The organism is Pseudomonas sichuanensis (assembly GCF_024749065.1).
In the GTDB taxonomy this organism is placed as follows: Bacteria; Pseudomonadota; Gammaproteobacteria; order Pseudomonadales; family Pseudomonadaceae; genus Aquipseudomonas; species Aquipseudomonas sichuanensis.
In genome coordinates this window covers 4,382,060-4,407,994 of sequence record NZ_CP087185.1, presented here as the reverse complement: position 1 = coordinate 4,407,994, position 25,935 = coordinate 4,382,060, and the positions used below count along the sequence as shown (strand labels likewise).

The following is a 25,935-nucleotide window of genomic DNA, read 5'->3' as shown; positions in this document are numbered from 1 at the left end:
ACTTGCCCAGTGAGGGTGTCAGCCTTGGCGGCGCAATGTTTTCTGCTTGAGAATCCAGGCACTGACCAGCACCGCGCTGGTCAGCATGAACGCCCGAGCCCAGAACAACGGCACCAGGTAGCACGACAAGCCGATGCTCGCCCACATCAGGCCGATCGCATACACCTTGCCTTTGAGCGGGATGCCCTCGCCGCTGAGGTAGTCGCGAATCCACGGCCCGAGTTTCGGGTGGTTCACCAACCAAGTGTGAAAGCGCGGCGAGCTACGGGCAAAACAGGCCGCCGCGAGCAGCAGGAAAGGGGTGGTGGGCAGGACCGGCAGGAAGATCCCCAGCACCCCCAGCGCGACGCTGAGCCAGCCGACGGCCAGCAGCAGGTAGCGCACCACGCCGATCAGTGGCGGCGTGGTTTGAGTACGGCAGGTTTTTCGTCCGGTGCGTGCTGCAGCAGGAACAGCGCGCTCAGCGCTTCGGGAATCTGCACGATCATGTCGTCCTGCAGGTTGGCATCGCTGGCGATGTCGGCGAACTCTGGCTGCTCGTCGAACAGGCCCGAACCGACCATGATCGGCAGGAGCATTTCGCTGACTTCATCCTCGGAGTTGTCGAACCAGGCCTCTTCACGCAGGAACACGCCCTCCATGAAACCGATGCACCAGCCGCGCAGGTCCGAGTCGTCCGGCTCGTCGGTCAGGTCGAGGTCGCACGGCAGGTCGAATTCCTCTTCGCTGGCCAACTGGCGAGCGATGTGGCCCTTGAGGGCTACCAGCGTCGCTTCGATCTCGGTGCGTTGGGCATCGCTGGTGTAATGGGGCTCTTCAGCGAACAGCGCGTCGATCCATTCGCGCTCGGGAACCTCTTCCGAGCAGATCGACAGTGCGGTCAGGTAGCCGTGTGCGGCGACGTAGTCCAGCGCTTCTTCGTGCAGCTCATCGGCATCGAGGAAGGCTTGCAGGCGGGTCAGTTGCTCGGCGAAGGACATTACAGGGCTACCTTGGGGAATAAACGATAACGAATTCTAGCACCTTGCGGCGTTCACGGGGCAAAGGGAACGTCTGTCACCGCAGCCTGCCGTGGGCTGAGCCAGTCGGGTATACTCCGCCACTTTTCGTGTTGGGTGGCCTGTGCGGCGATCCGGCAAAAACCGCTTACGCATTTGTACGGTGCCTGGCGGATTTATCGTCCAGCCTGTGTCCAGGATGGTACGGCGATTTTGGAGTGGCAAATGCTCGAACAGGCTCAGCGCGTCCTCAAGGATGTCTTCGGTTACGACAGTTTCCGTGGGCGCCAGGCCGCGATCATCGAATGCGTGGCCAACGGCGGCGATGCCCTGGTGCTGATGCCCACCGGCGGCGGCAAGTCGCTGTGCTTCCAGGTGCCGGGGCTGCTGCGCCCGGGCCTGACGGTAGTGGTGTCGCCATTGATCGCGTTGATGGCCGACCAGGTCGCTACCCTTGACGAACTGGGGGTGGCCGCCGCGGCGCTCAATTCCTCCCTCAGTGCCGAGCAGCAGCGCGAACTGGCAGGGCGCCTGCGCCGCGGCGAGGTGAAGATGCTGTATCTGGCGCCCGAGCGCCTGGTACAGCCGCGCATGCTGGATTTTCTGCGTGACCTCGACATCTCGCTGTTCGCCATCGATGAGGCCCACTGCGTATCGCAATGGGGCCACGACTTCCGCCCCGAATACCTGCAACTGGGCCAGCTCGCCGAGCTGTTCCCCCATGTGCCGCGCATTGCCCTCACCGCCACCGCCGATATGCGCACCCGCGAGGAAATCGTCCAGCGCCTGCACCTGCAGGGCGCCGAGCGCTTCCTGTCGAGCTTCGACCGGCCGAACATCTTCTACCGCATCGTGCCCAAGGAAGCGCCGCGCAAGCAGCTGATGGCCTTCCTCGCCGAGCGCCGTGGCAACGCCGGCATCGTCTACTGCCTGTCACGCAAGAAAGTCGACGAAACTGCAGCCTTCCTCTGCGAACAAGGCTTCCCGGCGCTGCCCTATCACGCAGGCCTGGCAGCCGAAACCCGCGCCGCCAACCAGCACCGCTTCCTCAACGAGGAAGGGCTGATCATGGTCGCCACCATCGCCTTCGGCATGGGCATCGACAAGCCCAACGTGCGCTTCGTCGCCCACCTCGACCTGCCCAAGTCGCTCGAGGCCTACTACCAGGAAACCGGCCGCGCCGGCCGTGATGGCCTGCCGTCGGACGCCTGGATGGCCTACGGCCTGCAGGACATGGTGATGCTCAAGCAGATGCTGCAGAACTCCGAAGGCGACGAGCGCCACAAGCGCATCGAGCAGCACAAGCTCGACGCCATGCTGGCGCTGTGCGAAGAGACCCGCTGCCGCCGCCAGTCGCTGCTGGCCTACTTTGACGAAGTGCTGGAGCAGCCTTGTGGACACTGCGACAACTGCGTAGACCAGATACAGACCTGGGACGCCACCGAGCCTGCCCGGCAGGCCCTGTCGGCGGTGTTCCGCACCGGCCAGCGTTACGGCGTCGGCCACCTGGTCGACGTGCTGCTGGGCAAGGACAACGAAAAGGTACGCAACTTCGGCCACGAAAAACTCTCGGTATACGGCGTCGGCAAGGCGTTGGCCGAGGCCGAATGGCGCTCGTTGTTCCGCCAGTTGGTGGCACGCGGTTTAGTGGATATCGACCTCGAAGGCTATGGCGGCCTGCGCCTGTCCGACAGCTGCCGCCCGCTGCTGCGTGGCGAGGTCAACCTGCAACTGCGCCGCGACCTCAAGCCGCAGACCGTGGCCAAGTCGTCCGGCAGCAGCGGTGGCAGCCCGGCCAGCCAGTTGGTGCGGGCCGAGGAGCGCGAGCTGTGGGAGGCGCTGCGCGCCCTACGGCGCAAACTGGCCGAAGAGCACAGCGTGCCGCCCTACGTCATCTTCCCCGACTCGACGCTGCTGGAAATGCTGCGCAGCATGCCCACCAGCCTCAGCGACATGGCCCAGGTCAGCGGCGTCGGCGCACGCAAGCTGGAGCGCTACGGCCAGGCCTTCCTCGAAGTGCTCAATGGCGCCGGCGGCACCGAAGAGGCGCCGAAAGTGGTACTCGACCTGCGCCACGAGCTGGTCAGCCTGGCCCGCGCCGGCATGACCCCGGCGCAGATCGCCGGCCAGCTCAACTGCAGCGTGAAGAACGTCTACAGCCTGTTGGCAGAAGCCATTGGCCGTCAGGAGCTGAGCCTGGAGCAGGCGCTCGACCTGCCCGAAGAGCTGATGATGGAGGTGCAGGATGCCTTCCTCGATGGCGAGGGTGAGCTGCCGCCGGTTTCGGCTGTCGCGCCGCTGTTCGGCGCGCGCGTCCCCGAAGGCGTGTTGTATTGCGTACGGGCGGCGCTGGCATCGGAGTTCGAACTGTGATCGCTGGCATTTGTGCCATTTGCTGACCTTTGTCAGGCGATTACAGGATTATCCGATGTTTCCCAAGCGCTGAACCTTGCCTCATGGGCTGGGGCATGGTTAGCTGACTAATAATTAGTTCTATTCATTGAGTTGCTTATGCCCCTGACCGACAACCAACACCGCTTCGGCATGCAGCTGGCCCAGATGTCCCGGGGTTGGCGTGCCGAACTGGACCGCCGCCTCGCCGGGCTCAATCTTTCCCAGGCGCGCTGGTTGGTGCTGTTGCACCTGGCGCGTTTTGACGATGCGCCAACCCAGCGTGAGCTGGCCCAGAGCGTCGGGGTTGAAGGCCCGACCCTGGCCCGCCTGCTCGACAGCCTGGAAACCCAGGGCCTGGTGCGGCGTCAGGCGGTAGTGGAAGATCGCCGGGCGAAGAAGATTGTGCTGTGCCCACCGGCCAAACCGCTGATCGAGCAGATCGAGACCATCGCCAATGCTTTGCGCGTCGAGCTGTTCAGCGGCGTCGACGAAGCCGATCTGGAAGTGTGCATGCGGGTGCATGCGAAGATTCTCGGTAATCTCGAGAAATCTTGACAGCAGCGGCAAGTGGCAAGCGGCAAGCCACAAGTGAAAGCGGATCTGCGTACTGACGCGATCCGCTTTTTTCTTGCAGCTTTACACTTGCCGCTTGCAACTTAGAAGGTGTGCCCCAGATTCAGGTACACCGCCTGCTCATTCGCATCGTTGGCCCCATAGCTCAGGTTAAGCGGGCCCAGCGGCGTCTCCAGCCCAAGGAAGATGCTCGCGGCATTGATGTAGCCACTGTCGAATTCATTGTCGTTGTTCCACGCCCGGCCCCGCTCCAGCGACCCTCCGATGTACAGCGGGAAGTCCAGCGGCAGGTAGGCGCGCGGTGTCAGGCGGCGGTAATAGACCATGCGCAGCAGGCTCATGTTCTGCCCGGAGATCGAGTCCTGGCGGAAGCCCGACAGCTGCCGGGCGCCGCCGAACACGAAGCTCGATGTCACCACTTCGGCCTCATCCAGCGTGCGCCCGTAGCGCCCACCCAGCACCAGGGTATTCGGCCCGCTGCTGAAAGCCTTGTCCAGGTTGAACAACCACTGCCGGTAGTTCTGGTCCGAATCCAGCGACTGGTCGTACTTGCGCGCAGTCAGGCCGATCTGCTCGCCGCCATGGGGGAAGTAGACATTGTCGAAGGTATCGTACGAGTACTTGAGCTCGTAGAAGCCCTCGTTGAAGCTGACCTTAGGCAGGCTCTGGTCGCCGATGCGCACCTCGGCCTGGCCCCAGGCCTTGCCCACGCCCAGGCGCACTTCGCCGTAGGTGCTGATCTGCCGCCCGACGTTCAGGCCAAAGCCGTAGCGCTCCAGGCGGTATTCGGCCACCGGGTCGTTGTCCAGCGTGGCCTCGACGTTCTGTGAGCCGAGGTCCAGATAAGGGGCGATGAAGTAGCGTGAGCCAACGTCCAGCGGCTGGTAGAACTCGCTGTACAGCTCCTGTTGGTCGCCGATCTGGGCACGGGTGAGCCATTCGGCGCCCAGGCGGTTGATGCCGTTGACCCGGTAGCTGGCCCCCAGGTTGAAGGCGCTATCGCCGCGCAGGTCGTCGGACAGGTTCAGGCCCAGGCGCAGGTAGTCGGTGCCGCCGCGCCGCCCGCGGGCCTTGATCACCAGGGTGTTGGCCTCGCCTTTGTGCACCACGCGGTATTGCACCTGGTCGAAATAATCCAGGCCGTACAGGGTGCCCATGTCGGTCTGCAGGCGATCGAGTTGCAGCGGCTCGCCGATCGGCTGGCGGATGTAGTAACGAATCACGTCGTCGCTGACCTTGGAGTCGTTTTCCACCTTGATCGCAGTGATCACCGGGGTGCGCTGGCCAGGTGACCGGGCCACCGCCAGGCCGGCATCACCGTCGGCCTGGCGCAGCGCCGCCAGCCGCGGGTCCAGGGCGCGAGTGGCGCGGTAGCCGGCGTCGATCATGTCGCTGGCGCGGCCGAAGTCGGTGACGCCGAAGCTGGCCAGCGGCGGCTGCACCAGGATGTCGTCGCGGGCCAGGCTGGCCAATTGTTCCTCGGAGTTGCGCCGGGTCATCAGGGTGATCGACTGGTTGAGCACGTCGACCACCGTGGCCAGCTGCTTGCGGTTGCGCAGCGGGGTGCCGATGTCGACCACGATGGCGATGTCGACGCCCATCTCGCGCACCACATCCAGCGGGATGTTGTCGGTCATGCCGCCGTCCACCAGCAGCCGGCCGTCCAGTTCCACCGGGGCGAACACCGCCGGGATCGACATGCTGGCGCGGACCACCTGGGGCAGGTGGCCGCGGCGGAACACCACTTTTTCACCCGTGGTGATGTCGGTGGCCACGGCGCGAAAGGGAATCGGCAGCTTGTCGAAGTCGCGGATGTCGGCGGTGTGCGCCAGCTTGCTCTCCAGCAGCAGCGAGAGGTTCTGGCCCTGGATCACCCCCAGCGGCAGGCCCAGGCTGCCATCGTCGCGAAAGCTCAGCTTCTGCTTGACCAGGAAGTCGCGGTCATCCTGCTTGCGGCGGAACGGGATGTCCTCGCGCGGCGGGGCATCGGACAACGCCTGCTGCCAGTCCAGGGTGGTCGCCAGTTTTTCCAGCTCCTCGACGCTGTAGCCCGAGGCATACAGCCCGCCGACCACCGCGCCCATGCTGGTGCCGGCGATGGCGTCGATGCGCACGCCTTGTTCCTCCAGGGCCTTGAGCACACCGATGTGCGCCAGGCCGCGGGCGGCGCCGCCCGACAGCACCAGACCGACCTTCGGCCTGGCAGGCTCGGCGGCAAACAGGGTGAGGGAGGTGAGCGTCAGCAAAAGGCATAACAGCAGGCGGCGCATCGTGAGTCTCAAAAGCAGCGGTAAAGACCGCTAGTATAAGCGGCCCTTCCTCTGGAGATGCCCGACATGGCCGACAGCAAACCGCAGATCGTCATTACCTACTGCACCCAATGCCAATGGCTGCTGCGTGCCGCCTGGCTGGCCCAGGAACTGCTCAGCACCTTCGCCGACGAGCTTGGCCAGGTGGCGTTGGCGCCAGGTACCGGTGGCGTGTTCTGCATCACTTGCGACGGCGTGCAACTGTGGGAGCGCAAGGCTGATGGCGGCTTCCCCGAAGCCAAGGTGCTCAAGCAGCGGCTGCGCGACCTGATCGACCCCGAGCGCGACCTGGGCCACAACGATCGCTGATCAGGCGCTCTCCACCACGGCGCGCGGTTTCACCGGCTGCTCGGCGGCCATGCGGCTGGACAGCACGATGGCGAAGATGATCAGCGCGCCGCCGGCGAGCATGCGCAGAGTGGGGGTTTCGGCGAACACCACCCAGGCCACGGCGATGCCGTAGACCGGCTCCATGCCGAACACCACCGCCGCGGTGCGGGCCTTGATCACGGCCAGGCTGGCGACGAACAGGCTGTGGGCGACGCCGGTGCAGAACACCCCCAGCAGGGCGATCCACAGCCAGTCCATGGGCGCTACGCTGGCCAGCCCCGGGGCGGCGAAGGGCAGCAGGCACAGGCTGACTACCAGGTTCTGCCACAGCGCCGCCTGCACCGCCGGCAGGCGCCCGGAACCTGCGCGGTTGGTCAGTGACAGCAGCGAGAACAGCAGCCCCGAAAGCAGCGCCCAGAGCAGCCCACCGGTGGCCTCGCTGGCCAGGTCGAAAGCCGGGGTGACCAGCACCAGGCCGATGCTCACCAGCACCACCAGCACGGCCTCGTTGCGACGGATACGCTCACGGAACAACAGGCCTTCAAGGATGACGGTGAAGGCCGGGAAGCTGGCAAAGCCCAAGGTGGCAATGGCCACGCCCGCGACCTTGACCGCGACGAAGAAGCTCACCCAGTGCCCTGCCAGCAATACCCCGCCCAACAGCAGGCGGCGCAGGTCGCGCCCGCCCAAAGGCTGCCAGGCCTGACGCGCCAGGCTGGCGAACAGGCCCAGGGCGAGCACGGCGAAGGCGGCGCGGCCGAAGACGATGATCGACGGGCTGGCACTGGCTGCCAGTTTGCCGAACACGCCGGTCAGGCCAAAGAACAGCGCGCCGATGTGCAGGGCGCCGAGGGCGGTGCGGTGGTTCATGGTGGTCCTTGGGTTGTTTGCGCGATATTACCGGCCCTATCGCGGGGCAAGCCCGCTCCCACGGTTCCGCGATAGGGCTGGTACCGGCGCTCAGTGTAAAAGGCCGGTTCGCCGGTGTCTGTCGCCAGCCTCGCGTCAGTTATCGCCGGGCTCTCGCCGCAACGCCGAAGGTGTGCAGCCAAATGCCCGCATCACCGCCGCACTGAAGGCACTCTGGGACTCGTATCCCACCCGCGCGGCGATCTCGCCCACTGGCAGCAGGGACCCGCGCAACAACTGCCGGGCCATCAGCAGCCGCCGCTGGCGAATGTAGTCCATCGGCGTCATGCCGCATTCCGCAGTGAAACGCGCATGCAGTCGAGCGCTGGACAGCCCGGCCAGCCGCGCCAGGTCAGCGACCTGCAGTGGGTAGGCGGCATGCTGTTGGATATGGGCGTCGAAGGCTGCGTAGGGCAGGCGGCTGCTGGCGACTATCGGTGCCGCCGCCTGCGGGTTGAGGCTGGCCAGCAACAGCACCGCACCCTGGCGGGCGATCAATGGGTCGTCCATCGGGCTGGTCGCCAGCCAGTCCACCAACTGCTGCTGGCGGTTGTCCAGGCCCAGCGCGCCGGGGCGGTCGAGCAGGCGGCGGCTGGCATCGGCATGCGCCCCCAGCTGTTCGCCGAGCCAATGCTCGCCCGGCACATCCAGCACCAGGCAGTGACTGCCGGCGGTGCTGCCGCAGGTGTGGTGGGCGCCGGCAGGCACCACCATCAAGGCCTGGCGATCGACCCGCGCACCCTGGCCCTGCACCTCGAAGTCCAGCCGCCCGCGCAGGCCGAACACCAGTTGCGGGTGCTCGTGGCTGTGGGCGATCAACTCGTCACGGTAGTGGCGCAGCGAAAGCAGCGGGCCGGTGGTCATGGTGGGTCCTCGTAGGGCAGGGAAAGAGTGTACACCCGGCAAGGCGCGATCAGTCGTCATCGGCCTGCCACCAACCTGTCACCTGTGCCTGCCAGTCTCCAGCAAACAGTGCCGGAGCCTGCCCATGACCCATGCCGAAACCGTCCGCCCGTCACGCAAGCAGCGTGTCCGTACCCTGTGGATCTCCGACGTGCACCTGGGCACCCGGGATTGCCAGGCCGAACACCTGTCGCATTTTCTCAAGGGTTATCAGGCCGACCGCATCTACCTGGTCGGCGACATCATCGATGGCTGGAAGCTGCGCGGCGGCATCTATTGGCCCCAGGCGCACACCAACGTCATTCGCCGCCTGTTGACCATGAGCAAGCGCGGTACTGAAGTCATCTACGTCACCGGCAACCATGACGAGTTCCTGCGCCGCTATTCCAAACTGATCCTCGGCAATATCCAGCTGGTGGACGAAGCCGAACACCTCACCGCCGATGGCCGTCGCCTGCTGGTGATCCACGGCGACCAGTTCGACGTGATCACCCGTTATCACCGCTGGCTGGCGTTCCTGGGCGACCGCGCCTACGAATTCACCCTGGTGCTCAACCGCTGGCTCAACCACTGGCGCGCCCGTTATGGCTATGGCTACTGGTCGCTGTCTGCCTACCTCAAGCACAAGGTCAAGGGCGCGGTGAGTTTCATCAGCGATTTCGAGGATGCGATTGCCCACGAATGCACCCGGCGAGGCTTCCAGGGCGTGGTCTGCGGGCATATACACCATGCCGAAATACGCCGGGTTGGCGAGGTGGAATACCTCAACTGCGGTGACTGGGTGGAGTCGTGCACGGCGCTGATCGAGCATTGGGACGGGCAGATCGAGCTGTACCGCTTCGCCGATGCCCAGGCGCGCGAGGTGGCGCAGCGGTTGGCGGAGCTTGGCGAACCGGCGTGAATCCGTGCTGGCTTCATCGCTGGCAAGCCAGCTCCCACTTCGATCGCGCGCGCCTCAAGCCATACGCATTCCTGTGGGAGCCGGCTTGCCGGCGATGAGGCAGGGACTTGCGGCCTATGACTCAGGCAGATTCCTGCAAGGCCGCTTTGTAGACGGATTGCCTCGGCTGGGCGAACACCCGCTCAAGCATCGGCTCGAAGAACGACAACGGCAGGCTTTCATAGTCGGGGTCGAACGCGGCGGCATCGTAGCGCGCACAGAAATCGATGGTCTGCTGGTACTGCGGGTGTGCGCTGAATTGCTCGCGCAGGTGCCGGTCTATGCCCAGGTGGTGGAAGAAGTAGTAGCCCTGGAAGATCCCGTGGTGTTCCACCATCCACAGGTTCTCCGGGCTGACGAAGGGCTTGAGGATCGCTGCGGCGATGTCCGGGTGGTTGTAGCTGCCCAGGGTGTCGCCGATGTCATGCAGCAGCGCACAGACCACGTACTCCTCGTCGCGGCCGTCACGCCAGGCACGGCTGGCGGTCTGCAGCGAATGGCTGAGGCGGTCGATGGGGAAGCCACCGAAGTCGCCGTCGAGCAGGCGTAGGTGCGCCAGGATGCGGCGCGGCAGTTGGCTGGCATAGGCGCGAAAGTCATCGGCGATGATCGCCCAGTCCTGGGCGGTGCCATCGCGCATGTGGTTGAAACTGGCTTGCTGGTTCATTGCCTTTGGGCTACTCGAGGCGGGGACATGCCAACAGTGTTGGGCATGTCGGCGGGCCTGGCAGTGGCCGGCGGGGACGTGAACCTGGCCTTGCGGGCCGTTATTCAGAGGCTGAGCCGGCCCAGCAGAATGTCGCGAAACATGGCGAAGTCGCCGATCAGGCTGTACCAGGGATGGGTGAAGGTGGCCGGGCGGTTTTTCTCGAAGAAGAAGTGGCCGGCCCAGGCAAAACCGTAGCCGGCCAGAGGCACGGCTAGCAGCAGCAGCCACTTGCCGCTGGCGAGGGTGTAGGCGAGCAGGGCGATCACCAGGCTGGTACCGACGAAGTGCAGGCGGCGGCAGGTGGGGTTGCTGTGCTCGCCCAGGTAATAGGGATAGAACTCGGCAAAACTGCGGAACTGCGCTGTGCTGGTCATGGCTGTGCTCCCGAAGCTGCTGTTTGAAGACAGGATACACGGCGTGGAGCCTGAATCGAGTCTAGAGTCAGCTGATGCGCTGGCCAGTGACAATTGGCGCCAATTGAGTATCCTTTCGATTCACCGCAGGAGCGGTCAGCACAAGAAGCCTGTCATGAGTGAGAGAACCACTTCAGCCAGCTGGGCATCAGGGATCGTCAAGGCGCTTGAGCTGGAGGGGCTCGACTGCCCGGCCATGTTCAGGCAACTGGGACTGGATTTTGCCGCCCTCGAAGACCCCGATGCGCGTTTCCCCCAGGACGCCATGACCCGGCTGTGGCAACTGGCGGTCGAGCTGTCCGGCAATGAAGCCATCGGCCTGAACATGGCCCGGGTGGTGCGCCCGGCTTCGTTTCATGTGGTCGGTTATGCGCTGATGTCCAGCCGCACCCTGGCCGAAGGTTTCGAGCGCCTGGTGCGTTACCAGCGGATCATTGCCGAAAGCTCGGACCTGAGCTTTTGCCTCGGGCCGGAAGGCTATTCGCTGATCTTGACGGTGCATGGCGACCATCTGCCGCCCACCCGGCACAGCGCGGAAGCCTCGCTGGCGTGCGCCCTGGCGCTGTCGAGCTGGCTCAGCGGGCGGCCGATCCAGCTGCGGCGAGTGCTGATCCAGGGCCCGCAGCCGAAGAATATCGAGCCGTACAAGGTGGCGTTCCACGCACCACTGGTATTTGGCGCGGCCCATGATGCGCTGCTGTTCGAGCGCGCCGACATGGAGGCGCCATTGCCCACCGCCAACGAAGCCATGGCCATACTGCATGATCGTTTTGCCGGCGAGTACCTGGCGCGGTTCTCGGAGAGCCGGGTCACCCACCGCGTGCGCCAGGTGCTGTGCCGTATCCTGCCGCAAGGCGAGCCCAAGCGCGACACCGTGGCCCAGGCCCTGCACCTTTCGCAGCGCACCCTGCAGCGGCGTCTGCAGGACGAGGGCACCAGCTTCCAGACCCTGCTCGACGACACCCGCCGGGAACTGGCCGAGCAGTACCTCGCCCAGCCGGGTACCACCTTGCTGGAAACCGCCTACCTGCTGGGGTTTGCCGACCCGAGCAACTTCTATCGGGCGTTCCGCCGCTGGTTCGATGCCACCCCCAGCGAGTACCGCGCGCGCTTGACCCTCAGTGACGCCAGAACGCTGGCATGCACAACACCAGCACCGTGATGATCTCCAGCCGGCCCAGCAACATGCCGCCGGCCAGGATCCACTTGGCGGCATCCGGCAAGGTGGCGTAGTTGCCGGCCGGGCCGATCACCTCGCCCAGGCCTGGCCCGACCCCCGAGACGGTGCCCGCGGCACCGGTCAGCGCGGTCATCCAGTCGACGCCCAAGAGCGACAGCAGCAGGGCGATGATGCAGATGGTGATGGCGAAGAAGAACGAGAAGGTCAGGATCGAACGCACGATCTCTTCGTCGAGGCGGTGGCCGTTGTACTTCTGCTTGATCACCGCGCGCGGGTGGATCAGCTGGTTGAGGTTGGCCTTGAGCAGGATATAGGCCACCTGGAAACGGAAGATCTTGATGCCGCCTGCGGTCGAGCCCGAGCAGCCCCCGACGAAACCCAAATAGAAGAACAGCATCAGCGAGAAGTTGCCCCACAGGCTGTAGTCGCCCAGGGCGAAACCGGTAGTGGTGACCACCGAGGTGACGTTCAGCGCCACGTGGCGCAGAGCATCGAGCCAGTGCAGGTCGGTGGTGGCCCAGTACCAGGTGCCCAGCACCAGCCAGGTGGCCACCAGCATGCCGAGCAGGCCCTGGACCTGCTGGTCCTTGATCAGTGCCTTGCGGTGGCCGCGCAGAGTGGCCACGTAGAGGGTGAACGGCACGCTGCCGAGGATCATCACCACCACTGCAACCCAGTGCACCGCCGGAATGTCCCATTTGGCCAGCGACTGGTCGGAGGTGGAGAACCCGCCGGTGGAGATCGCCGACATGGCGTGGTTGATCGCATCGAACAGGCCCATGCCCGCCCACCAGAACGCCAGGCTGCCGAACACCGTGATGCCGACGTAGACCCCGACGATCGACTTGGCGACCATGTGCGAGCGCGGCATGACCTTCTCCGAGCGGTCGGACGACTCGGTCTGGAACAGGCGCATGCCACCGATGCGCAGCAGCGGCAGGATCGCCACCGCCATGCCGATGAAGCCGATACCACCCAGCCAGTGCAGCATCGAGCGCCACATCAGGATGCCGGGTGACATGCTGTCCAGCCCGCTGAGCACCGTGGCGCCGGTGGCGGTAATGCCCGACATGCTTTCGAAGAAGGCATCGGTGTAGCTGATGTGCTGGGTGAGCAAGAACGGCAGGGCGGCAAACACGCACACCACCAGCCAGCTGCTGACGGTCAGCAGGTACATGTCGCGCGGGCGCAGGTGCACGTGTTCGGGGCGGCCGGGCACCACCAGGCCGAGGCCGGCGACGAAGGTGATCAGGCTCGACCAGAGGAACGACGGCATGTCGCCGGTGCGTTCGAAGACCACCAGGGTCGCCATGGGCACCACCATGCTCACCGCCAGGGTGATCAGGAAGATGCCGATGATGAAACCAATGATCCTTAAGGTCGGCAACGCCATGTGATCTGCCCTGACTCGCAACGGAAAGGGCGCCATTTTAAGCCGCAAGTTGCAAGCTGCAAGCTGCAAGTGCGAACGGGGCGGTATCGCGGCTGCTTTTTCTTGCGGCTTGCAGCTTGAAGCTTGCAGCTTGAGAATGGCGGCACTTTCAACTTGCCAGGAGGGAAGCCGATGGAGGCTCTCGACGCATTGCTCAACCGTGTTTCCGTGCCACGCCTGACGGAGCCCGCGCCCAACGCCGCGCAGCGCGAGGCGCTGTTCCAGGCGGCGCTGCGTGCGCCGGACCATGGCCAACTGCGGCCTTGGCGCTTCCTGACCATCGAAGGGCAGGGCCGCGATAAGCTCGGCGAGCTGTTCGCCGAAGCGGTACAGGCCAAGGGTGACTCCACCCAGGCTGCGCTGGACAAGGCCCGGGCCATGCCACTGCGCGCGCCGCTGCTGATCGTGGTGATCGCCAAACTGCAGGATCACTTCAAGGTGCCGAAGATCGAGCAGCGCCTGGCCGCCGGTTGTGCGGCCCACGGGATCCTGATCGCGGCGCATGCCCAAGGCATCGGCGCGGTATGGCGCACCGGCGACATGGCCTTCGATGCCCATGTGCACAAGGGTCTTGGGCTGGCCGAGAACGAAGAACTGATCGGCTACCTGTACGTCGGCACGCCAATGGCCGAGCCGCGCACCGCGCCGATCCTGGAAACCGCCGAGTACGTCAGCGCCTGGGGCGAGTGATGTGGCGGGGGCCGCTTTGCGGCCCTTCGCGGGTAAACCCGCTCCCACAGGATCGCGCGCGCCTTGAGAATGGCGCAGTCCTGTGGGAGCGGGTTTACCCGCGAAGAGCTGCATGGCAGCTCAGGGGAATGTCAGCCAGCACTGACTTCGCAGGGCAACGCCAGCGTCGCCACAAACCCACCCTGCGGATGATTCGCCAGCGTCAGGCTGCCGCCATGGCGCTCCGCCGCCTTGCGCGCGATCGCCAGCCCCAACCCATGCCCCGGTGCCTCCTGGCCCGGCGCGCGGTAAAACGGCTCGCCCAACTGCGCCAGATGTTCCTCTGCCACCCCCGGCCCATGGTCACGCACGCTCAGGACAATGCGCTCCTGTTCACGGTGGGCATCAATTTCGATCGGTTGCCCCAGCGGATTGAAGCGCAGGGCATTGCGCAGCAGGTTGTCCACCGCCCGCTCGATCAAGGTCGGCCAGCCTTGCAGGGTCAGCCCCGGTTGCATCTGCAGGCGCACTTCCTGATCCGGCGCCGCCAACTGAGCGTCCTTACGCACGCCACCCAGCACGGCATTGAGGTCCACGGGCTCGGCATGCGCCTGCTCGGCATCGACCCGGGCCAGCACCAGGATTTCACTGATCAGGTCTTCCAGGCGGTCGCACTCACGGGTCAGCCGTGGCCATAGGGCCTGGCGCTGTTCGGGCCCGGCGCGTTCGGCCAGGGCCAGGGCGACACGCAGGCGCGCCAAGGGCGAGCGCAATTCGTGGGACACATCGCGCAGCAGCTGGCGCTGGCTGCCGATCAGGCTCTGCAGGCGTGCGCCCATCTTGTTGAAGTCGTTGGCCAGCACGCCAAACTCGTCGCGGCGCACGGCCAGGCGCGCCAGGCTGTTCTGCTGGTAGCTGGTCTGCCCCAGGTCATGCACCGCGCCGCGCAGGCGGCTCAGCGGGCGAGTGATCGACAGGGTCACCAGCAGGCTGAACAGGGTCAGCACCACCAGCGCGATGCCCAGCGCGCTGAGCGGCCAGATCAGGCTTTCGCGATGCCAGGCGGCCAGTTCCGGGTGGGGGATACGGTAGATCAGCAGGTAGGTTTCGCCGCTGCTGGGGCTGGTGTATTCCTCGGTCAGGCGGCGCCAGGGCAGGCGGCGTTCGTCGTTGTGCTGGCGCGCCTCGAAAGCGGCAGCGCGGCGCGGGAAGGTGCCGGGAACCACGGCATCGCCACTGTCGTCGAGCACCTGCACGTCGATCTTGTAGCGTTGCTTGCGCCGTTCAAGGAAGCGTTGCGACGACTCCAGGCCTTCCTGTTCGTAATGCTGCACCCAGCGGCTGGCCAGGGTGTTCAGGCCGGGGTGACGGCTGAGGATCCAGGTGTCCTGGTTGAGCATGTGGCCGAGCAGGATCGACAGGCCGGCGACCAGGGCGATGGCCAGCCAGAAGCTGGCCAGGATGCGCCAGAACAGTGAACGCAAGACGAGCACCTCCGTGAAATGGCAAAAGCCCGGCCCGCTGCTGAGCGGGCCGGGCATTGGGGGACAGCTTACTGGGCCTTGCTGCCTTTTTCAGCCTTCCAGGCCTGGAACTCCTGCCACTCGGCCTTGCGCGCGGCGCGTTCCTTCTGCAGTTCGTCGAACTTCTTCTGCTGGTCCGGCTTGAGCAGGGCGCGGATCTGGCCTTCGGTCTTGTCGTGGCTGGCCTTGATTTCGTCCTTCATGGCCTTCTGCTCGGCGGCCGGCAGCTTGTTCATGTAGCGCTCGGTGATGTCGCGGCGCTGTTGCATCTGCTCGCCCATCAGCTTGCCGATCTGCTGGCGCTGGTCGCGGCTCAGGTCCAGCTGGGCGAAAGGCGCGTCACCGCGATGATGCGGGCCGTCGTGGCGCGGGCCGCCTTCAGGCATGGCCATGGCTACGGTCGGCAGGGCGGCGGCGAACATCAGGGCGATAAGGGTCTTGCGCATGGTGTCTCTCCTTTCAGGGGCCGGTGGTTACCGGATGAGCCCAGTCTAGGGAGATCAAGGTCAAGGGCGGTCAGGCGAGGGTAAAGGGAGGGTAAAGAGCTGCAAGCTTCAAGCTGCAAGCTTCAAGTAAAAGCGGGGGTGATGCTCGATTTGCTGTTTCTTGAAACTTGAGGCTTGAAGCTTGAAGCTTGAAGCTGCTTTCAAAGGCTGTAGTAGTAACCTCGGCTACGCAACGCGACGATGCGTGGGCGGCCGTCGGCGTGCGGGCCGATCTTCTTGCGCAGGTTGCTGACATGCATGTCCAGGCTGCGGTCATAGAGGGTGAGCTTGCGGCCCAGGCCGATCTGCGCCAGCTCCTGTTTGTCCAGCGGTTCGCCGGGCTGGCGCAGCAAGGCTTCGAGGATGCGGCTCTCGGATAGCGTAAGGGTCATCTCGCGCTGGTCGATGCTGACCACGCCGCGTACCGGGCTGAAGACCATGTCGCCGACCTCGATCTGCGAGGTGGGCGCGTTGGGGTGGCTGCGGCGCAGCACAGCGCGCAGGCGAGCGGTGAGCTCGCGGGGGTCGCAGGGTTTGGCCAGGTAGTCGTCGGCGCCGAGCTCCAGGCCAAGGATACGGTCCAGCGGCTCGCCACGGGCCGAGAGCATCAGCACCGGCAGGTCGGCGTGTTCGCTGCGCAGCTGCTTGAGCAGTTCCAGGCCGCTGCCGTCGGGCAGCATCACATCCAGTACCACCGCTGCCGGCGCGTGGGCGGCCAGGGCCTGGCGCGCACTCAAGCCATCGTGGCAGGCGCGCACCTCGAAGCCTTCCTGGGTCAGCCAGCTGCCAAGCAGCTCACACAGCTCCTGGTCATCATCAATCAGTAACAGCTCGCTCATGTCTCACTCAATTCAACCATTGCCGGCGTCGTCTGTGACCGCCGCTGGCTAAGATACCGCAGACTACCGACAACAGTGCAACGGCCGAACCGATCAGGAACCATTGTTGCTGGTCGGTGAGCAGGCGTTGCACCGGATTGGCCCCGGCCTGCAGCTCCTTGATGGCCAGCTTCAGGCGCTGGTTGTCCTGGCGCAGGCGGCTCAGCTGGGCGCTCTCGCGTTCGCTGTCCTGGCTCTGCATTTGCTGGGCCAGCAGGGTGCGTTGTTTCTCGCTCTCTTCCAGGCGCTGCTGCAGTTCGGTGATTCGCGCCCCGGCTTCCAGCGACAACGGCTGTTCGGCCACGGCGAAAGGGGATAGCAGCAACAGGCAAAGCAGCACGGACATCGGACCTTGACGCATTGGGACTCCTGATTCTTGTCGGTTCAGGAGGTTGTCGGCCGGTCGTCGCAATTTATGAATAGTGCAGTGCGGGGGTGTAGCTGGGAGCAGCTGCGTGGGAGCGGGCTTGCCCCGCGATAGCGATAGCTTGGACTGGCGCAATCGCGGGGCAAGCCCGCTCCCACGAAGCTGCTCCCACAACAACTACTCTTACGGCAGGACTTGCTTGAACGGCTTGACCACGACCTTGTCGTAGACACCGGCAGCGATGTACGGGTCGGCGTCGGCCCAGGCCTGGGCGGCGGCCAGTGATTCGAACTCGGCGACGATCAGGCTGCCGCTGAAGCCGGCGGCGCCCGGGTCGTTGCTGTCGATGGCCGGGTGCGGACCGGCCAGCACCACGCGGCCTTCGGCCTTGAGCTGTTGCAGGCGCTCGATGTGGGCAGGGCGGGCGGCCAGGCGTTTTTCCAGGGAGTTCGCGACGTCGCTGGCGATGATGGCGTAGAGCATGTCAGTCCTTGGGTTTGGAAGTAGAGGGGTCGGTGTCGTGCAGGTGGCGCGAGAGGTATACACCCTGCGCCACCAGGAAGATCACGGTCATGCCCAGGCTGCCGAACACCTTGAAGTCGACCCAGAAGGCCTGGAAGGTGAAGGCGACGAACAGGTTGGCGGCGCCGCAGACCAGGAAGAAGACGATCCATGCCAGGTTCAGGCGGGTCCAGACTGTTTCTGGAAGTGTCAGGGCGTGGCCCATGATGCGTTTGATCAGCACCCGGTCACCGATGAAGTGGCTGCCGGCGAAGGCCAGGGCAAACAGCCAGTTGACCACCGGTGCCTTCCATTTGAGGAAGGTTTCGCTGTGGAAGGCCAGGGTCAGGCCACCGAACACCAGGCAGGCGACCAGGGTCAGCAACTGGCCTTTCTCGAGCTTGCGGTGGCGCAGGAACAGCGCGCCGTAAACCACCAGCGAGCTGAGGATAAGCATCGCCGTGGCGCTGTAGATACCGCCGAATTCAAAGCTTTTGCCTGCGAATTCAACCGGGCGCGGGTCCAGTTTGTAGACGATGAAGAACAGCAGCAGCGGGATGAAATCGATGAATTGTTTCACAGTGGCAGCCAGAAGCGGGATGTGACGGCATAATAACAAACATCGATTCCGGCGAAAGCGCTCCACCATGAATGTTGATCTGCACTGTCACAGCACGGCCTCCGACGGCGCCCTGTCGCCCACGGCACTGGTCGCCCGGGCCCATGAGCATGGGGTGCGGACCTTGTCGCTCACCGATCACGACACTCTCGAGGGCCTGCCCGAGGCCCGCCAGGCCTGCCTCGACAACGGCATGCACTGGGTCAGTGGCGTCGAGTTGTCATGCACCTGGGGCGGCGCGACCATCCATGTGCTGGGTTACGACTTCCCCCTCGATGCTCCGCCGTTGCTCGAAGCCATCGAAAACCTCCACCGTGGCCGCTGGCTGCGGGCTGAAGAGATCGATCGCAAGCTGGCCGCCAAAGGCATGCCCGGTGCGCTCGAAGGTGCGCGGGCGGTGCAGCAGGAGCTGGGCGACAGCGGCAACGCCCCGGCACGCCCGCATTTCGCCGAGTTCATGGTGCGCGCAGGCTTCGTCAAGGACCGCGGCGAAGCGTTTCGCAAGTGGCTGGGCGCCGGCAAGCTGGGTGACGTCAAGTTGCACTGGCCGACACTCGAGGAAACCGTCGCCACGCTGCGCCAGTCCAATGCGTGGGTGAGCCTGGCTCATCCCATGCACTACGAACTGACCCGCAGCAAGCGCAGACGGCTGATTGCCGACTATATTCAGGCAGGTGGGCAGGCACTGGAAGTGGTCAATGGGATGATGCCGCCCGAGCAGGTGGGGACGATGTCCATCCTCACCCGTGAGTTCGGCCTGCTGGCAAGCGCTGGCAGCGATTTCCACGGCCCTGGCACCTGGGGCGAGATCGGTGCCTACCGGCCATTGCCTGAGGACCTGCCACCCCTGTGGCGCCGATTCCGACATGAACAGCCTATGGCGGTATGAACAGGACGACTTCGTGAGCCAATTTTTCCAGATTCATGCGGAAAACCCGCAGGCGCGGCTGATCAAGCAGGCCGTCGAAATCATCCGCAAGGGTGGTGTGGTGGTCTATCCCACCGATTCGGCTTATGCGCTGGGCTGCCAGATCGGCGACAAGAACGCAATTGAGCGTGTCCGCCGCCTGCGTCAGCTGGACAAGAACCACAACTTCACCCTGCTGTGCTGCGACCTGTCGCAGATGGGCACCTTCGCCAAGATCGACACGGCGACGTTCCGCCTGCTCAAGGCCCATGTCCCAGGCCCTTACACCTTCATCCTCAATGCCACCCGCGAAGTGCCACGCCTGCTGCTGCACGAAAAGCGCCGCACCATCGGCCTGCGCGTGCCGTCCAACCCGATCGTCCTGGCGCTGCTTGAAGAGCTCGGCGAGCCTTTGATGAGCGTGAGCCTGATCCTGCCGGGCGATGAAGACCCCATGACCGATCCGTACGAGATTCGCCAGCGCCTGGAGCACCATGTCGACCTGATCGTCGACGGTGGCTTTGGCGATTTGAAGGCGTCCACGGTGATCGACCTGACCGGCGATGAACCCGAGCTGATCCGCGAAGGGTGCGGTGACCCTGCGCCGTTCCTGGCCAGCGCGTGAGCCAGGTGGAAGCGCCCGAGGCGCCGGCCAGCGAGGCCGAGACGCCTTTCCAGCTGCAGTTGGCCCTGGTCTACGGCGAAGCCCTGACCGAAATGCCGGTCGATCTGTACATCCCGCCGGACGCCCTGGAGGTCTTCCTCGAAGCCTTTGAGGGCCCGCTGGACCTGCTGCTGTACCTGATTCGCAAGCAGAACGTCGACATCCTCGATATCCCGGTGGCAGAAATCACCCGCCAGTACATGAGCTATGTCGAGCTGATGAAGAACGTTCGCCTGGAGCTGGCCGCCGAGTACCTGGTGATGGCTGCGATGCTCGCCGAGATCAAGTCGCGCATGCTGCTGCCGCGTTCCGCCGAGGTGGAGGAGGACGAGGGCGACCCACGCGCCGAGCTGATCCGCCGCCTGCAGGAGTACGAGCGCTTCAAGGCCGCCGCCGAGGGCATCGACGCCTTGCCACGGGTTGGCCGTGAAGTGCTGGTGCCGCAGCTGGATGCGCCCCAGGCCAAGGTGCGCAAGCTGCTGCCCGATGTCGCCCTGGAAGAGATCCTGTTGTCCATGGCCGAGGTCATGCGCCGCAATGACCTGTTCGAAAGCCACCAGATCACCCGCGAGGCCCTGTCTACCCGCGAGCGCATGAGCCAGGTGCTCGAACGCCTCAAGGGAGGCGAGTTCGTGCCCTTCGTCGAGCTGTTCAGCGCCGAGGAAGGCAAGCTCGGGGTGGTGGTGACCTTCATGGCGATTCTTGAGCTGGTGAAGGAATCGCTGATCGAACTGGTGCAAAATGAGGCTTTCGCCCCGATCCACGTCCGCGCCCGGGCAGAGTGACCTGACAACCCCATGAACCTGAACGAACCCCGTGAACTCGCGTCGCTGATCGAGGCTTTCCTGCTCGCCTCGGGCAAGCCGCAATCCCTAGAGCGCCTGTACGAACTGTTCGAAGAAGCCGAGCGCCCGGCGCCGGCCATCTTCAAGAAAGCCCTGGAGGTGCTCGGCAAGTCTTGCAATGGCCGCGCCTTCGAGCTCAAGGAGGTGGCCACCGGTTACCGCCTGCAGATTCGCGAAAGCTATGCGCCTTGGGTCGGCCGCCTGTGGGAAGAGCGCCCGCAGCGCTATTCCCGCGCCTTGCTTGAAACCATTGCGCTGATCGCCTATCGCCAACCCATTACCCGCGGCGAGATCGAGGATGTGCGGGGGGTGGCGGTGAACAGCAACATCATCAAGACCCTGATGGAGCGTGAGTGGATCCGTATCGTCGGTTACCGCGAGGTGCCCGGGCGGCCGGCCATGTTCGCCACCACCAAGGCATTCCTCGATCACTTCAACCTCAAGAGCCTCGATCAGCTCCCGGCACTGGCCGAGCTGCGTGAACTGGAGCCAGAGGCGCCACTCGACGACCCGGACGAGGCGCCGGTGCCCGCGCACTTGCAGGCCTTGGCCGATGCCAGCCTGGGCGAGGAGGGTGAAGCGCCAGCGCCGAAGGATGAAACCAGCTTCCGCTCGCTGCTGGTGGAGCTGGATGCGATGGAAGAGGGGCTCAAGACTGATTTCGATGATTTGCGCGAAGAGCCTGAAGCGCAAGCCAAGCTGGAACCCTGATGGCCATGTGTCTGCTGCGCCGGCCTCTTCGCGGGTAAATCGCAGCGGCGAACCGCCGCTCCCACAGGATTACTGCTGAACCTGTGGGAGCGGGTTTACCCGCGAAAGGGCTGCAGTGCCATCTGGCAGAAAGCCTACCCCGGCCTCAAAAAACAACCTACCCTCCAGTGCGTTCCCGCGCCGAACCGCGTATGATGCGCGCCCCTTTGGCGCATCCGTCGCCAAAAAACGCTTTCACTAATACACCGGGAGGTGCCCAGATGAGTGAGCAAGACCTGCAGGACCAACAACCTACCCCTCCGTCCGGCGAAAAGCTGCAGAAAGTGCTGGCACGCATTGGCGTGGGCTCGCGTCGTGACGTCGAGGCCTGGATCAGCCAGGGCCGTATCAAGGTCAACGGTGTCGAGGCCACCCTCGGCCTTCGCGTCGACCTGCACGACGCCATCACCGTTGACGGCAAGCTGATCAAGCGCGTCGAGGCCGCCGAGGCGACCCGCCGCGTGATCATGTACAACAAGCCCGACGGCGAAATCTGCACCCGTGACGACCCGGAAGGCCGCCCGACCGTGTTCGACCGCCTGCCGCGCCCGAAAGAGGGCCGCTGGATCAACATCGGCCGCCTGGACATCAACACCACCGGCCTGCTGCTGTTCACCACCGACGGTGAACTGGCCAACCGCCTGATGCACCCGTCCTACGAGATGGACCGCGAGTACGCCGTGCGCGTGCGCGGTGAGGTCGACGACGACATGGTCGAGCGCCTCAAGGCTGGCGTGATGCTCGAGGACGGCCCGGCCAAGTTCACCGACATCCAGAAGGCTCCGGGTGGTGAAGGCTTCAACCATTGGTACCACTGCGTGGTGATGGAAGGCCGTAACCGTGAAGTGCGTCGCCTGTGGGAGTCGCAAGGCGTGGTGGTCAGCCGCCTGAAACGCGTGCGTTTCGGCCCGGTGTTCCTCAACTCCGACCTGCCGATGGGCCGCTGGCGCGAAATGAGCCAGGGCGAGATCGATATCCTGGCCGCCGAAGTGGGCCTGCAACCGGTGGCACTGCCAACGCTGAACCTTAAGGCCAAGGACAAGATGGAGCGCATGCAGCGCAAGTCGACCCGTCCAATGGGCCGTGGCGAGCGTGTGCGCACCCTGCGTCCGGCCGGCGAAGGTCAGGCCGAGCGTCCGGCGCGTGCGCCGCGTGAAGAGGCCGCGCCGCGCAAAGGCAACCGTGGCAGCGCGGTGGCCGAGCGTCCGAGCGACATGCGCAAGCGCCCCGCCCGCCCGGACGGTGACAAGCCGGCCGGCCGTGGTCGCGGCAAGCCGCGTGGCTGATCGGCCCGTATAGCGAAAGAGCCAGCCTTCGGGCTGGCTTTTTTGTGCCCGGCGAATTGACGCGATCCTACAGAGGCAAGGCCAGGCACGTGGCCGCAAGATAGCGGCAAATAGCTGATCTCAAAGAAATTTTCCTCGCAAGTGGAAAGTTTTTAGAACGCCTTGTAAGGATTTTTTTACAAATCGCGGCAAAATTCCCAGCCAAACTCGATTTTTCCTGTCTCTGTAAACAGAACTTGCCGCGCCCGGCGTCCCTGGGCCTTCCAGCCTCGATCCGCCCCCTTGTCCAAACCCTGCCCACACGTTGATATAGCGCCATTGCCGTGTGCAACGCCTGGCCAAAGAGCCCGGTAACAGAACAACAAATGGAGGCGCCATGTACGCCGATCACTCCGCCTTTTCAGGCCTTCGCCCCAGGACCGCTGCGTTTTTTCCACAGGAAACGATGCAACGCGTTGACGCCTGCGCGTTTGCAGGGGTATACAATGCGCCGCGTTTTACCTGTGACCCCCTTGCGTACCGCGCACTCTTGCTGACACCCGGTTGATTCGCCCTGGGCCCCAGTGCCCACCGCGACAGACCCGTCCAAGAACCCAAGGTAACCACCTTGCCCATTCCGCTGCGCCACGAGCGCGGTGGGTCCGATTCCGTCACAGATAAAAACAAGCAGGTGACTTCGTTCATGAGTGGACATAACTCACAGTCTGGCGAGCTCAAGCGTGGCTTGAAGAACCGCCATATCCAGCTGATCGCCCTGGGCGGCGCCATCGGTACCGGATTGTTCCTCGGCTCGGCCGGCGTGATGAAATCCGCGGGTCCGTCGATGATCCTCGGCTACGCCATCTGCGGCTTCATTGCCTTCATGATCATGCGCCAACTGGGCGAGATGATCGTCGAGGAGCCGGTGGCCGGCTCCTTCAGCCACTTCGCGCACAAGTACTGGGGCGGTTTCGCCGGCTTCCTGTCGGGCTGGAACTGCTGGGTGCTGTACATCCTGGTCGGCATGTCGGAACTGTCGGCGGTGGGCAAGTACGTCCATTACTGGTGGCCGGAGATCCCGACCTGGGTCACCGCGGCAGGCTTCTTCCTGCTGATCAACGCCATCAACCTGATGAACGTGAAGTTCTTCGGCGAGGCCGAGTTCTGGTTCGCCATCATCAAGGTGGCCGCCATCGTCGGCATGATCGGCCTGGGTGCCTACCTGCTGACCAGCGGTAGCGGTGGTCCTGAGGCCACGGTCACCAACCTGTGGGCCCATGGCGGCTTCTTCCCCAATGGAGTTAGCGGCCTGGTGATGGCCCTGGCGTTCATCATGTTCTCCTTCGGTGGCCTGGAAATGCTCGGTTTCACCGCTGCCGAGGCCGACAAGCCGAAGACCGTGATCCCCAAGGCGATCAACCAGGTCATCTACCGCATCCTGATCTTCTATGTCGGTGCGCTGGTTGTACTGCTGTCGCTGACGCCGTGGGACACCCTGGTCGCCAGCATCGACGCCTCCGGTGGCAGCTATGGCAGCAGCCCGTTCGTCCAGGTGTTCTCGCTGCTGGGCAGTGACGTGGCCGCGCATCTGCTGAACTTCGTGGTCCTGACCGCGGCACTGTCGGTCTACAACAGCGGCACTTACTGCAACGCCCGTATGCTGCTGGGCATGGCCGAGCAGGGTGATGCCCCGGCGGCCCTGGCCAAGGTGGACAAGCGCGGTGTGCCGGTGCGTTCGATCCTGGTGTCGGCGGCCGTAACCCTGATCGCGGTGCTGCTCAACTACCTGATGCCGCAAAATGCCCTGGAGCTGCTGATGTCGCTGGTGGTGGCGACCCTGGTGATCAACTGGGCGATGATCAGCTACTCGCACCTGAAGTTCCGCCAGCACCTCGACCGTACCGGCCAGAAGCCGCTGTTCAAGGCGCTGTGGTACCCCTATGGCAACTATGTGGTGCTGGCGTTCGTGGTGTTGATCCTGGGCATCATGCTGCAGATCCCGGGCATCCAGGTGTCGGTGTATGCGATGCCGGTATGGCTGGTGGTGATGTATGTAGCCTATATGCTCAAGAGCAAGCGTGGCTCGCAGGCCAACGGTGCGGCTGGCACTGTTGCCAAGTAAGCGCTGAAGTGGCTTGAAACAAACCCGATGCCGGGCGACTGGCATCGGGTTTTTTGTTGCCTGTGCCGGCCTCATCGCCGGCAAGCCGGCTCCCACAGTGACTGCGATCGCCGTCAACTGTGGGAGCTGGCTTGCCAGCGATGAGGCCTTCAGATCTGTTCGAGCAGCCAACTGCGGAACGCCCGCAACGAAGGCAGCGCCTCATTCCTCGGCGGATAGATCAGGTAGTAACTGCGCTGGCTGGCAAATGCCTCTCCAGGGCTGAACAGCTCTCCATTGGCCAGCTCTTCCTGCACCAGAATGCGTGGCACCAGGCCGATGCCGATGCCGGCGCGCACGGCCTGGATCAGGTGCGAGGTCAGCTCGAAGCTAGGCCCCAGGCGCATCGCGCGGTGGGGCAGGGCGTGATAGGAGAACCATTCACCCCAGGCATGTGGATTGTTGGCGACATTCAACAGCACTTGCCCGCTGATACGCGTCGGGCTCCAGTCGGCCTCGTCGCCGGCGGCCTCCGGCGGCAGGATCACCACCAGTTCCTCGGCATGCAGGCGATGGCAGATCAGCCCCGGCAGGTCGTGGCTGGCCACGCCGATGGCCGCGTCGATCTCACTGGTGTCGAAATTGATCGCTTCGATACGTGAATGAATATGCACCAGCATCCCCGGGTGGGCGCTGTAGAACGCATGCAGGCGTGGCAGCAGCCATTTCGAGCCGAAGGTCGGCAGGGTGGCCAGGCGCAGGGTGCCGACCCCGGACTGATAGGCCAGGGCCTGCAAGGTGGCACTGCGGATGCGTCCCAGCGCCTCGCTCAGCTCGCGCTGGTACAGCCGGCCAACGTCGGTCAGTTGCACCTGGCGGCCCTCGCGGCGGAACAGGGTAAGCCCCAGCTGCTGCTCCAGTGCCTGCACCTGGCGACTCACCGCGCTTTGCGTAAGCGAAAGCTCCGCGGCGGCGCGGGTGTAGCTTTCATGTCGGGCGGCGGCCTCGAATGCCAGCAGCAGCGACATCGAAGGGGTGAGGTGGCGGTAATTCATTCATAAAGCTCATTGATAGCGGCAGGAATATCCGTTTGCCCCTGGCGCGAAACTACAGGAATATTGGCACATTCGTCATCCGCTTGAGATCCATTCATGCCGGATGAACAGGAAACGCCCATTTTCTTCGTGGGAGCGGCGCATCGCCGCTGCCAAGATTACAACTGCGCCGCGCCTGAAACCGTGAACAAGCCCATATCAAGAGGCCATCCAACG

Annotated in this window: 27 protein-coding genes; 12 read left to right on the top strand and 15 right to left on the bottom strand. The window is 64.4% G+C overall.

Annotation, left to right across the window (positions count from 1 at the left end):
• Positions 1 to 18: 18 nt before the first annotated feature.
• On the bottom strand, positions 19 to 384 hold the full coding sequence (locus tag LOY51_RS19950; protein WP_125859578.1) for a YbaN family protein: 366 nt from the start codon (positions 382 to 384) through the stop codon (positions 19 to 21).
• A gap of 8 nt (positions 385 to 392) precedes the next feature.
• A complete protein-coding gene (locus tag LOY51_RS19945) occupies positions 393 to 980 on the bottom strand; it encodes a YecA/YgfB family protein (RefSeq protein ID WP_125859577.1) in 588 nt (195 codons plus the stop codon).
• Positions 981 to 1,223: 243 nt separating this feature from the next.
• Between LOY51_RS19945 and recQ the strand changes: the two genes are divergently transcribed.
• Both recQ and LOY51_RS19935 read left to right on the top strand, forming a co-directional pair.
• Positions 1,224 to 3,371: a DNA helicase RecQ gene (gene recQ / locus LOY51_RS19940; protein WP_258642746.1), complete on the top strand. Its 2,148-nt coding sequence runs from the start codon at positions 1,224 to 1,226 to the stop codon at positions 3,369 to 3,371.
• Between the two features lie 138 nt (positions 3,372 to 3,509).
• Positions 3,510 to 3,947: a MarR family transcriptional regulator gene (locus LOY51_RS19935; protein WP_125465059.1), complete on the top strand. Its 438-nt coding sequence runs from the start codon at positions 3,510 to 3,512 to the stop codon at positions 3,945 to 3,947.
• A gap of 101 nt (positions 3,948 to 4,048) precedes the next feature.
• Here the strand turns inward: LOY51_RS19935 and LOY51_RS19930 are convergent, their stop codons facing one another.
• On the bottom strand, positions 4,049 to 6,235 hold the full coding sequence (locus LOY51_RS19930) for a patatin-like phospholipase family protein (RefSeq protein ID WP_125859575.1): 2,187 nt from the start codon (positions 6,233 to 6,235) through the stop codon (positions 4,049 to 4,051).
• A 66-nt stretch (positions 6,236 to 6,301) separates the two neighbouring features.
• On the opposite strand from LOY51_RS19930, the gene LOY51_RS19925 reads away from it, so the two are divergent.
• Positions 6,302 to 6,583, top strand: a complete 282-nt coding sequence (locus LOY51_RS19925; protein ID WP_125859574.1) for an Rdx family protein — start codon at positions 6,302 to 6,304, stop codon at positions 6,581 to 6,583.
• On the opposite strand, the gene LOY51_RS19920 is transcribed toward LOY51_RS19925, so the two are convergent.
• Positions 6,584 to 7,474, bottom strand: a complete 891-nt coding sequence (locus LOY51_RS19920) for a DMT family transporter (RefSeq protein WP_125465057.1) — start codon at positions 7,472 to 7,474, stop codon at positions 6,584 to 6,586. It abuts the gene before it with no gap.
• Positions 7,475 to 7,609: 135 nt separating this feature from the next.
• Positions 7,610 to 8,377 carry a helix-turn-helix transcriptional regulator gene (locus LOY51_RS19915; protein ID WP_258642743.1) on the bottom strand — a complete coding sequence of 256 codons (768 nt, stop codon included), beginning with the start codon at positions 8,375 to 8,377 and terminating at the stop codon, positions 7,610 to 7,612.
• 124 nt (positions 8,378 to 8,501) lie between these two features.
• Between LOY51_RS19915 and LOY51_RS19910 the strand changes: the two genes are divergently transcribed.
• Positions 8,502 to 9,317, top strand: coding sequence for a UDP-2,3-diacylglucosamine diphosphatase (locus tag LOY51_RS19910; RefSeq protein ID WP_258642742.1), 816 nt, complete (start codon positions 8,502 to 8,504; stop codon positions 9,315 to 9,317).
• Between the two features lie 121 nt (positions 9,318 to 9,438).
• Here LOY51_RS19910 and LOY51_RS19905 read toward each other — a convergent pair whose 3' ends face one another.
• Together LOY51_RS19905 and LOY51_RS19900 are read right to left on the bottom strand one after the other, a co-directional pair.
• Positions 9,439 to 10,023 (bottom strand): HD domain-containing protein, encoded by a 585-nt coding sequence (locus LOY51_RS19905; RefSeq protein ID WP_258642740.1) that lies wholly within the window; start codon positions 10,021 to 10,023, stop codon positions 9,439 to 9,441.
• A 104-nt stretch (positions 10,024 to 10,127) separates the two neighbouring features.
• The gene (locus LOY51_RS19900) at positions 10,128 to 10,439 is read right to left on the bottom strand and encodes an Mpo1-like protein (RefSeq protein WP_125465053.1); all 312 of its coding nucleotides are present in this window, start codon (positions 10,437 to 10,439) and stop codon (positions 10,128 to 10,130) included.
• 154 nt (positions 10,440 to 10,593) lie between these two features.
• Between LOY51_RS19900 and LOY51_RS19895 the strand changes: the two genes are divergently transcribed.
• Positions 10,594 to 11,640 (top strand): AraC family transcriptional regulator, encoded by a 1,047-nt coding sequence (locus LOY51_RS19895; RefSeq protein ID WP_125859570.1) that lies wholly within the window; start codon positions 10,594 to 10,596, stop codon positions 11,638 to 11,640.
• Here LOY51_RS19895 and LOY51_RS19890 read toward each other — a convergent pair.
• Positions 11,597 to 13,051 carry a TrkH family potassium uptake protein gene (locus tag LOY51_RS19890; protein WP_110991943.1) on the bottom strand — a complete coding sequence of 485 codons (1,455 nt, stop codon included), beginning with the start codon at positions 13,049 to 13,051 and terminating at the stop codon, positions 11,597 to 11,599. The two genes, LOY51_RS19895 and LOY51_RS19890, sit on opposite strands and share 44 nt — an antisense overlap.
• Positions 13,052 to 13,222: 171 nt before the next feature.
• Between LOY51_RS19890 and LOY51_RS19885 the strand changes: the two genes are divergently transcribed.
• Positions 13,223 to 13,780, top strand: a complete 558-nt coding sequence (locus LOY51_RS19885) for an NAD(P)H nitroreductase (protein ID WP_258642737.1) — start codon at positions 13,223 to 13,225, stop codon at positions 13,778 to 13,780.
• A gap of 131 nt (positions 13,781 to 13,911) precedes the next feature.
• On the opposite strand, the gene LOY51_RS19880 is transcribed toward LOY51_RS19885, so the two are convergent.
• From LOY51_RS19880 to LOY51_RS19855, 6 genes are all read right to left on the bottom strand, one after another.
• Positions 13,912 to 15,300, bottom strand: a complete 1,389-nt coding sequence (locus tag LOY51_RS19880) for a sensor histidine kinase (RefSeq protein WP_258642735.1) — start codon at positions 15,298 to 15,300, stop codon at positions 13,912 to 13,914.
• A gap of 11 nt (positions 15,301 to 15,311) precedes the next feature.
• Positions 15,312 to 15,728, bottom strand: coding sequence for a Spy/CpxP family protein refolding chaperone (locus LOY51_RS19875; RefSeq protein ID WP_125465049.1), 417 nt, complete (start codon positions 15,726 to 15,728; stop codon positions 15,312 to 15,314).
• A 200-nt stretch (positions 15,729 to 15,928) separates the two neighbouring features.
• Positions 15,929 to 16,606: a response regulator transcription factor gene (locus LOY51_RS19870; RefSeq protein WP_258642733.1), complete on the bottom strand. Its 678-nt coding sequence runs from the start codon at positions 16,604 to 16,606 to the stop codon at positions 15,929 to 15,931.
• Positions 16,607 to 16,613: 7 nt separating this feature from the next.
• On the bottom strand, positions 16,614 to 17,006 hold the full coding sequence (locus tag LOY51_RS19865; protein ID WP_125859566.1) for an SH3 domain-containing protein: 393 nt from the start codon (positions 17,004 to 17,006) through the stop codon (positions 16,614 to 16,616).
• Between the two features lie 189 nt (positions 17,007 to 17,195).
• Positions 17,196 to 17,495 carry a YciI family protein gene (locus LOY51_RS19860; RefSeq protein ID WP_110991937.1) on the bottom strand — a complete coding sequence of 100 codons (300 nt, stop codon included), beginning with the start codon at positions 17,493 to 17,495 and terminating at the stop codon, positions 17,196 to 17,198.
• A 1-nt stretch (position 17,496) separates the two neighbouring features.
• Positions 17,497 to 18,093, bottom strand: coding sequence for a septation protein A (locus tag LOY51_RS19855; RefSeq protein ID WP_258642730.1), 597 nt, complete (start codon positions 18,091 to 18,093; stop codon positions 17,497 to 17,499).
• Positions 18,094 to 18,160: 67 nt separating this feature from the next.
• Between LOY51_RS19855 and LOY51_RS19850 the strand changes: the two genes are divergently transcribed.
• The 6 genes from LOY51_RS19850 (at position 18,161) to LOY51_RS19825 (ending at position 24,685) form a co-directional block, all read left to right on the top strand.
• Positions 18,161 to 19,021 (top strand): PHP domain-containing protein, encoded by an 861-nt coding sequence (locus tag LOY51_RS19850; protein ID WP_125465045.1) that lies wholly within the window; start codon positions 18,161 to 18,163, stop codon positions 19,019 to 19,021.
• Between the two features lie 13 nt (positions 19,022 to 19,034).
• Positions 19,035 to 19,664, top strand: coding sequence for an L-threonylcarbamoyladenylate synthase (locus LOY51_RS19845; protein WP_110991965.1), 630 nt, complete (start codon positions 19,035 to 19,037; stop codon positions 19,662 to 19,664).
• The gene (locus LOY51_RS19840) at positions 19,661 to 20,488 is read left to right on the top strand and encodes a segregation and condensation protein A (protein WP_508134338.1); all 828 of its coding nucleotides are present in this window, start codon (positions 19,661 to 19,663) and stop codon (positions 20,486 to 20,488) included. The genes LOY51_RS19845 and LOY51_RS19840 overlap by 4 nt, the downstream gene beginning before the upstream one ends.
• A gap of 12 nt (positions 20,489 to 20,500) precedes the next feature.
• Positions 20,501 to 21,259, top strand: a complete 759-nt coding sequence (gene scpB / locus LOY51_RS19835; protein WP_125465042.1) for an SMC-Scp complex subunit ScpB — start codon at positions 20,501 to 20,503, stop codon at positions 21,257 to 21,259.
• Between the two features lie 260 nt (positions 21,260 to 21,519).
• Entirely contained in the window at positions 21,520 to 22,584 is a 1,065-nt protein-coding gene (gene rluB / locus LOY51_RS19830) for a 23S rRNA pseudouridine(2605) synthase RluB (protein ID WP_125859563.1), read from the top strand.
• Between the two features lie 682 nt (positions 22,585 to 23,266).
• Positions 23,267 to 24,685, top strand: a complete 1,419-nt coding sequence (locus tag LOY51_RS19825; protein ID WP_110991931.1) for an amino acid permease — start codon at positions 23,267 to 23,269, stop codon at positions 24,683 to 24,685.
• A 149-nt stretch (positions 24,686 to 24,834) separates the two neighbouring features.
• Here LOY51_RS19825 and LOY51_RS19820 read toward each other — a convergent pair whose 3' ends face one another.
• Positions 24,835 to 25,719 carry a LysR substrate-binding domain-containing protein gene (locus LOY51_RS19820; RefSeq protein ID WP_258642725.1) on the bottom strand — a complete coding sequence of 295 codons (885 nt, stop codon included), beginning with the start codon at positions 25,717 to 25,719 and terminating at the stop codon, positions 24,835 to 24,837.
• Positions 25,720 to 25,935 lie beyond the last annotated feature (216 nt).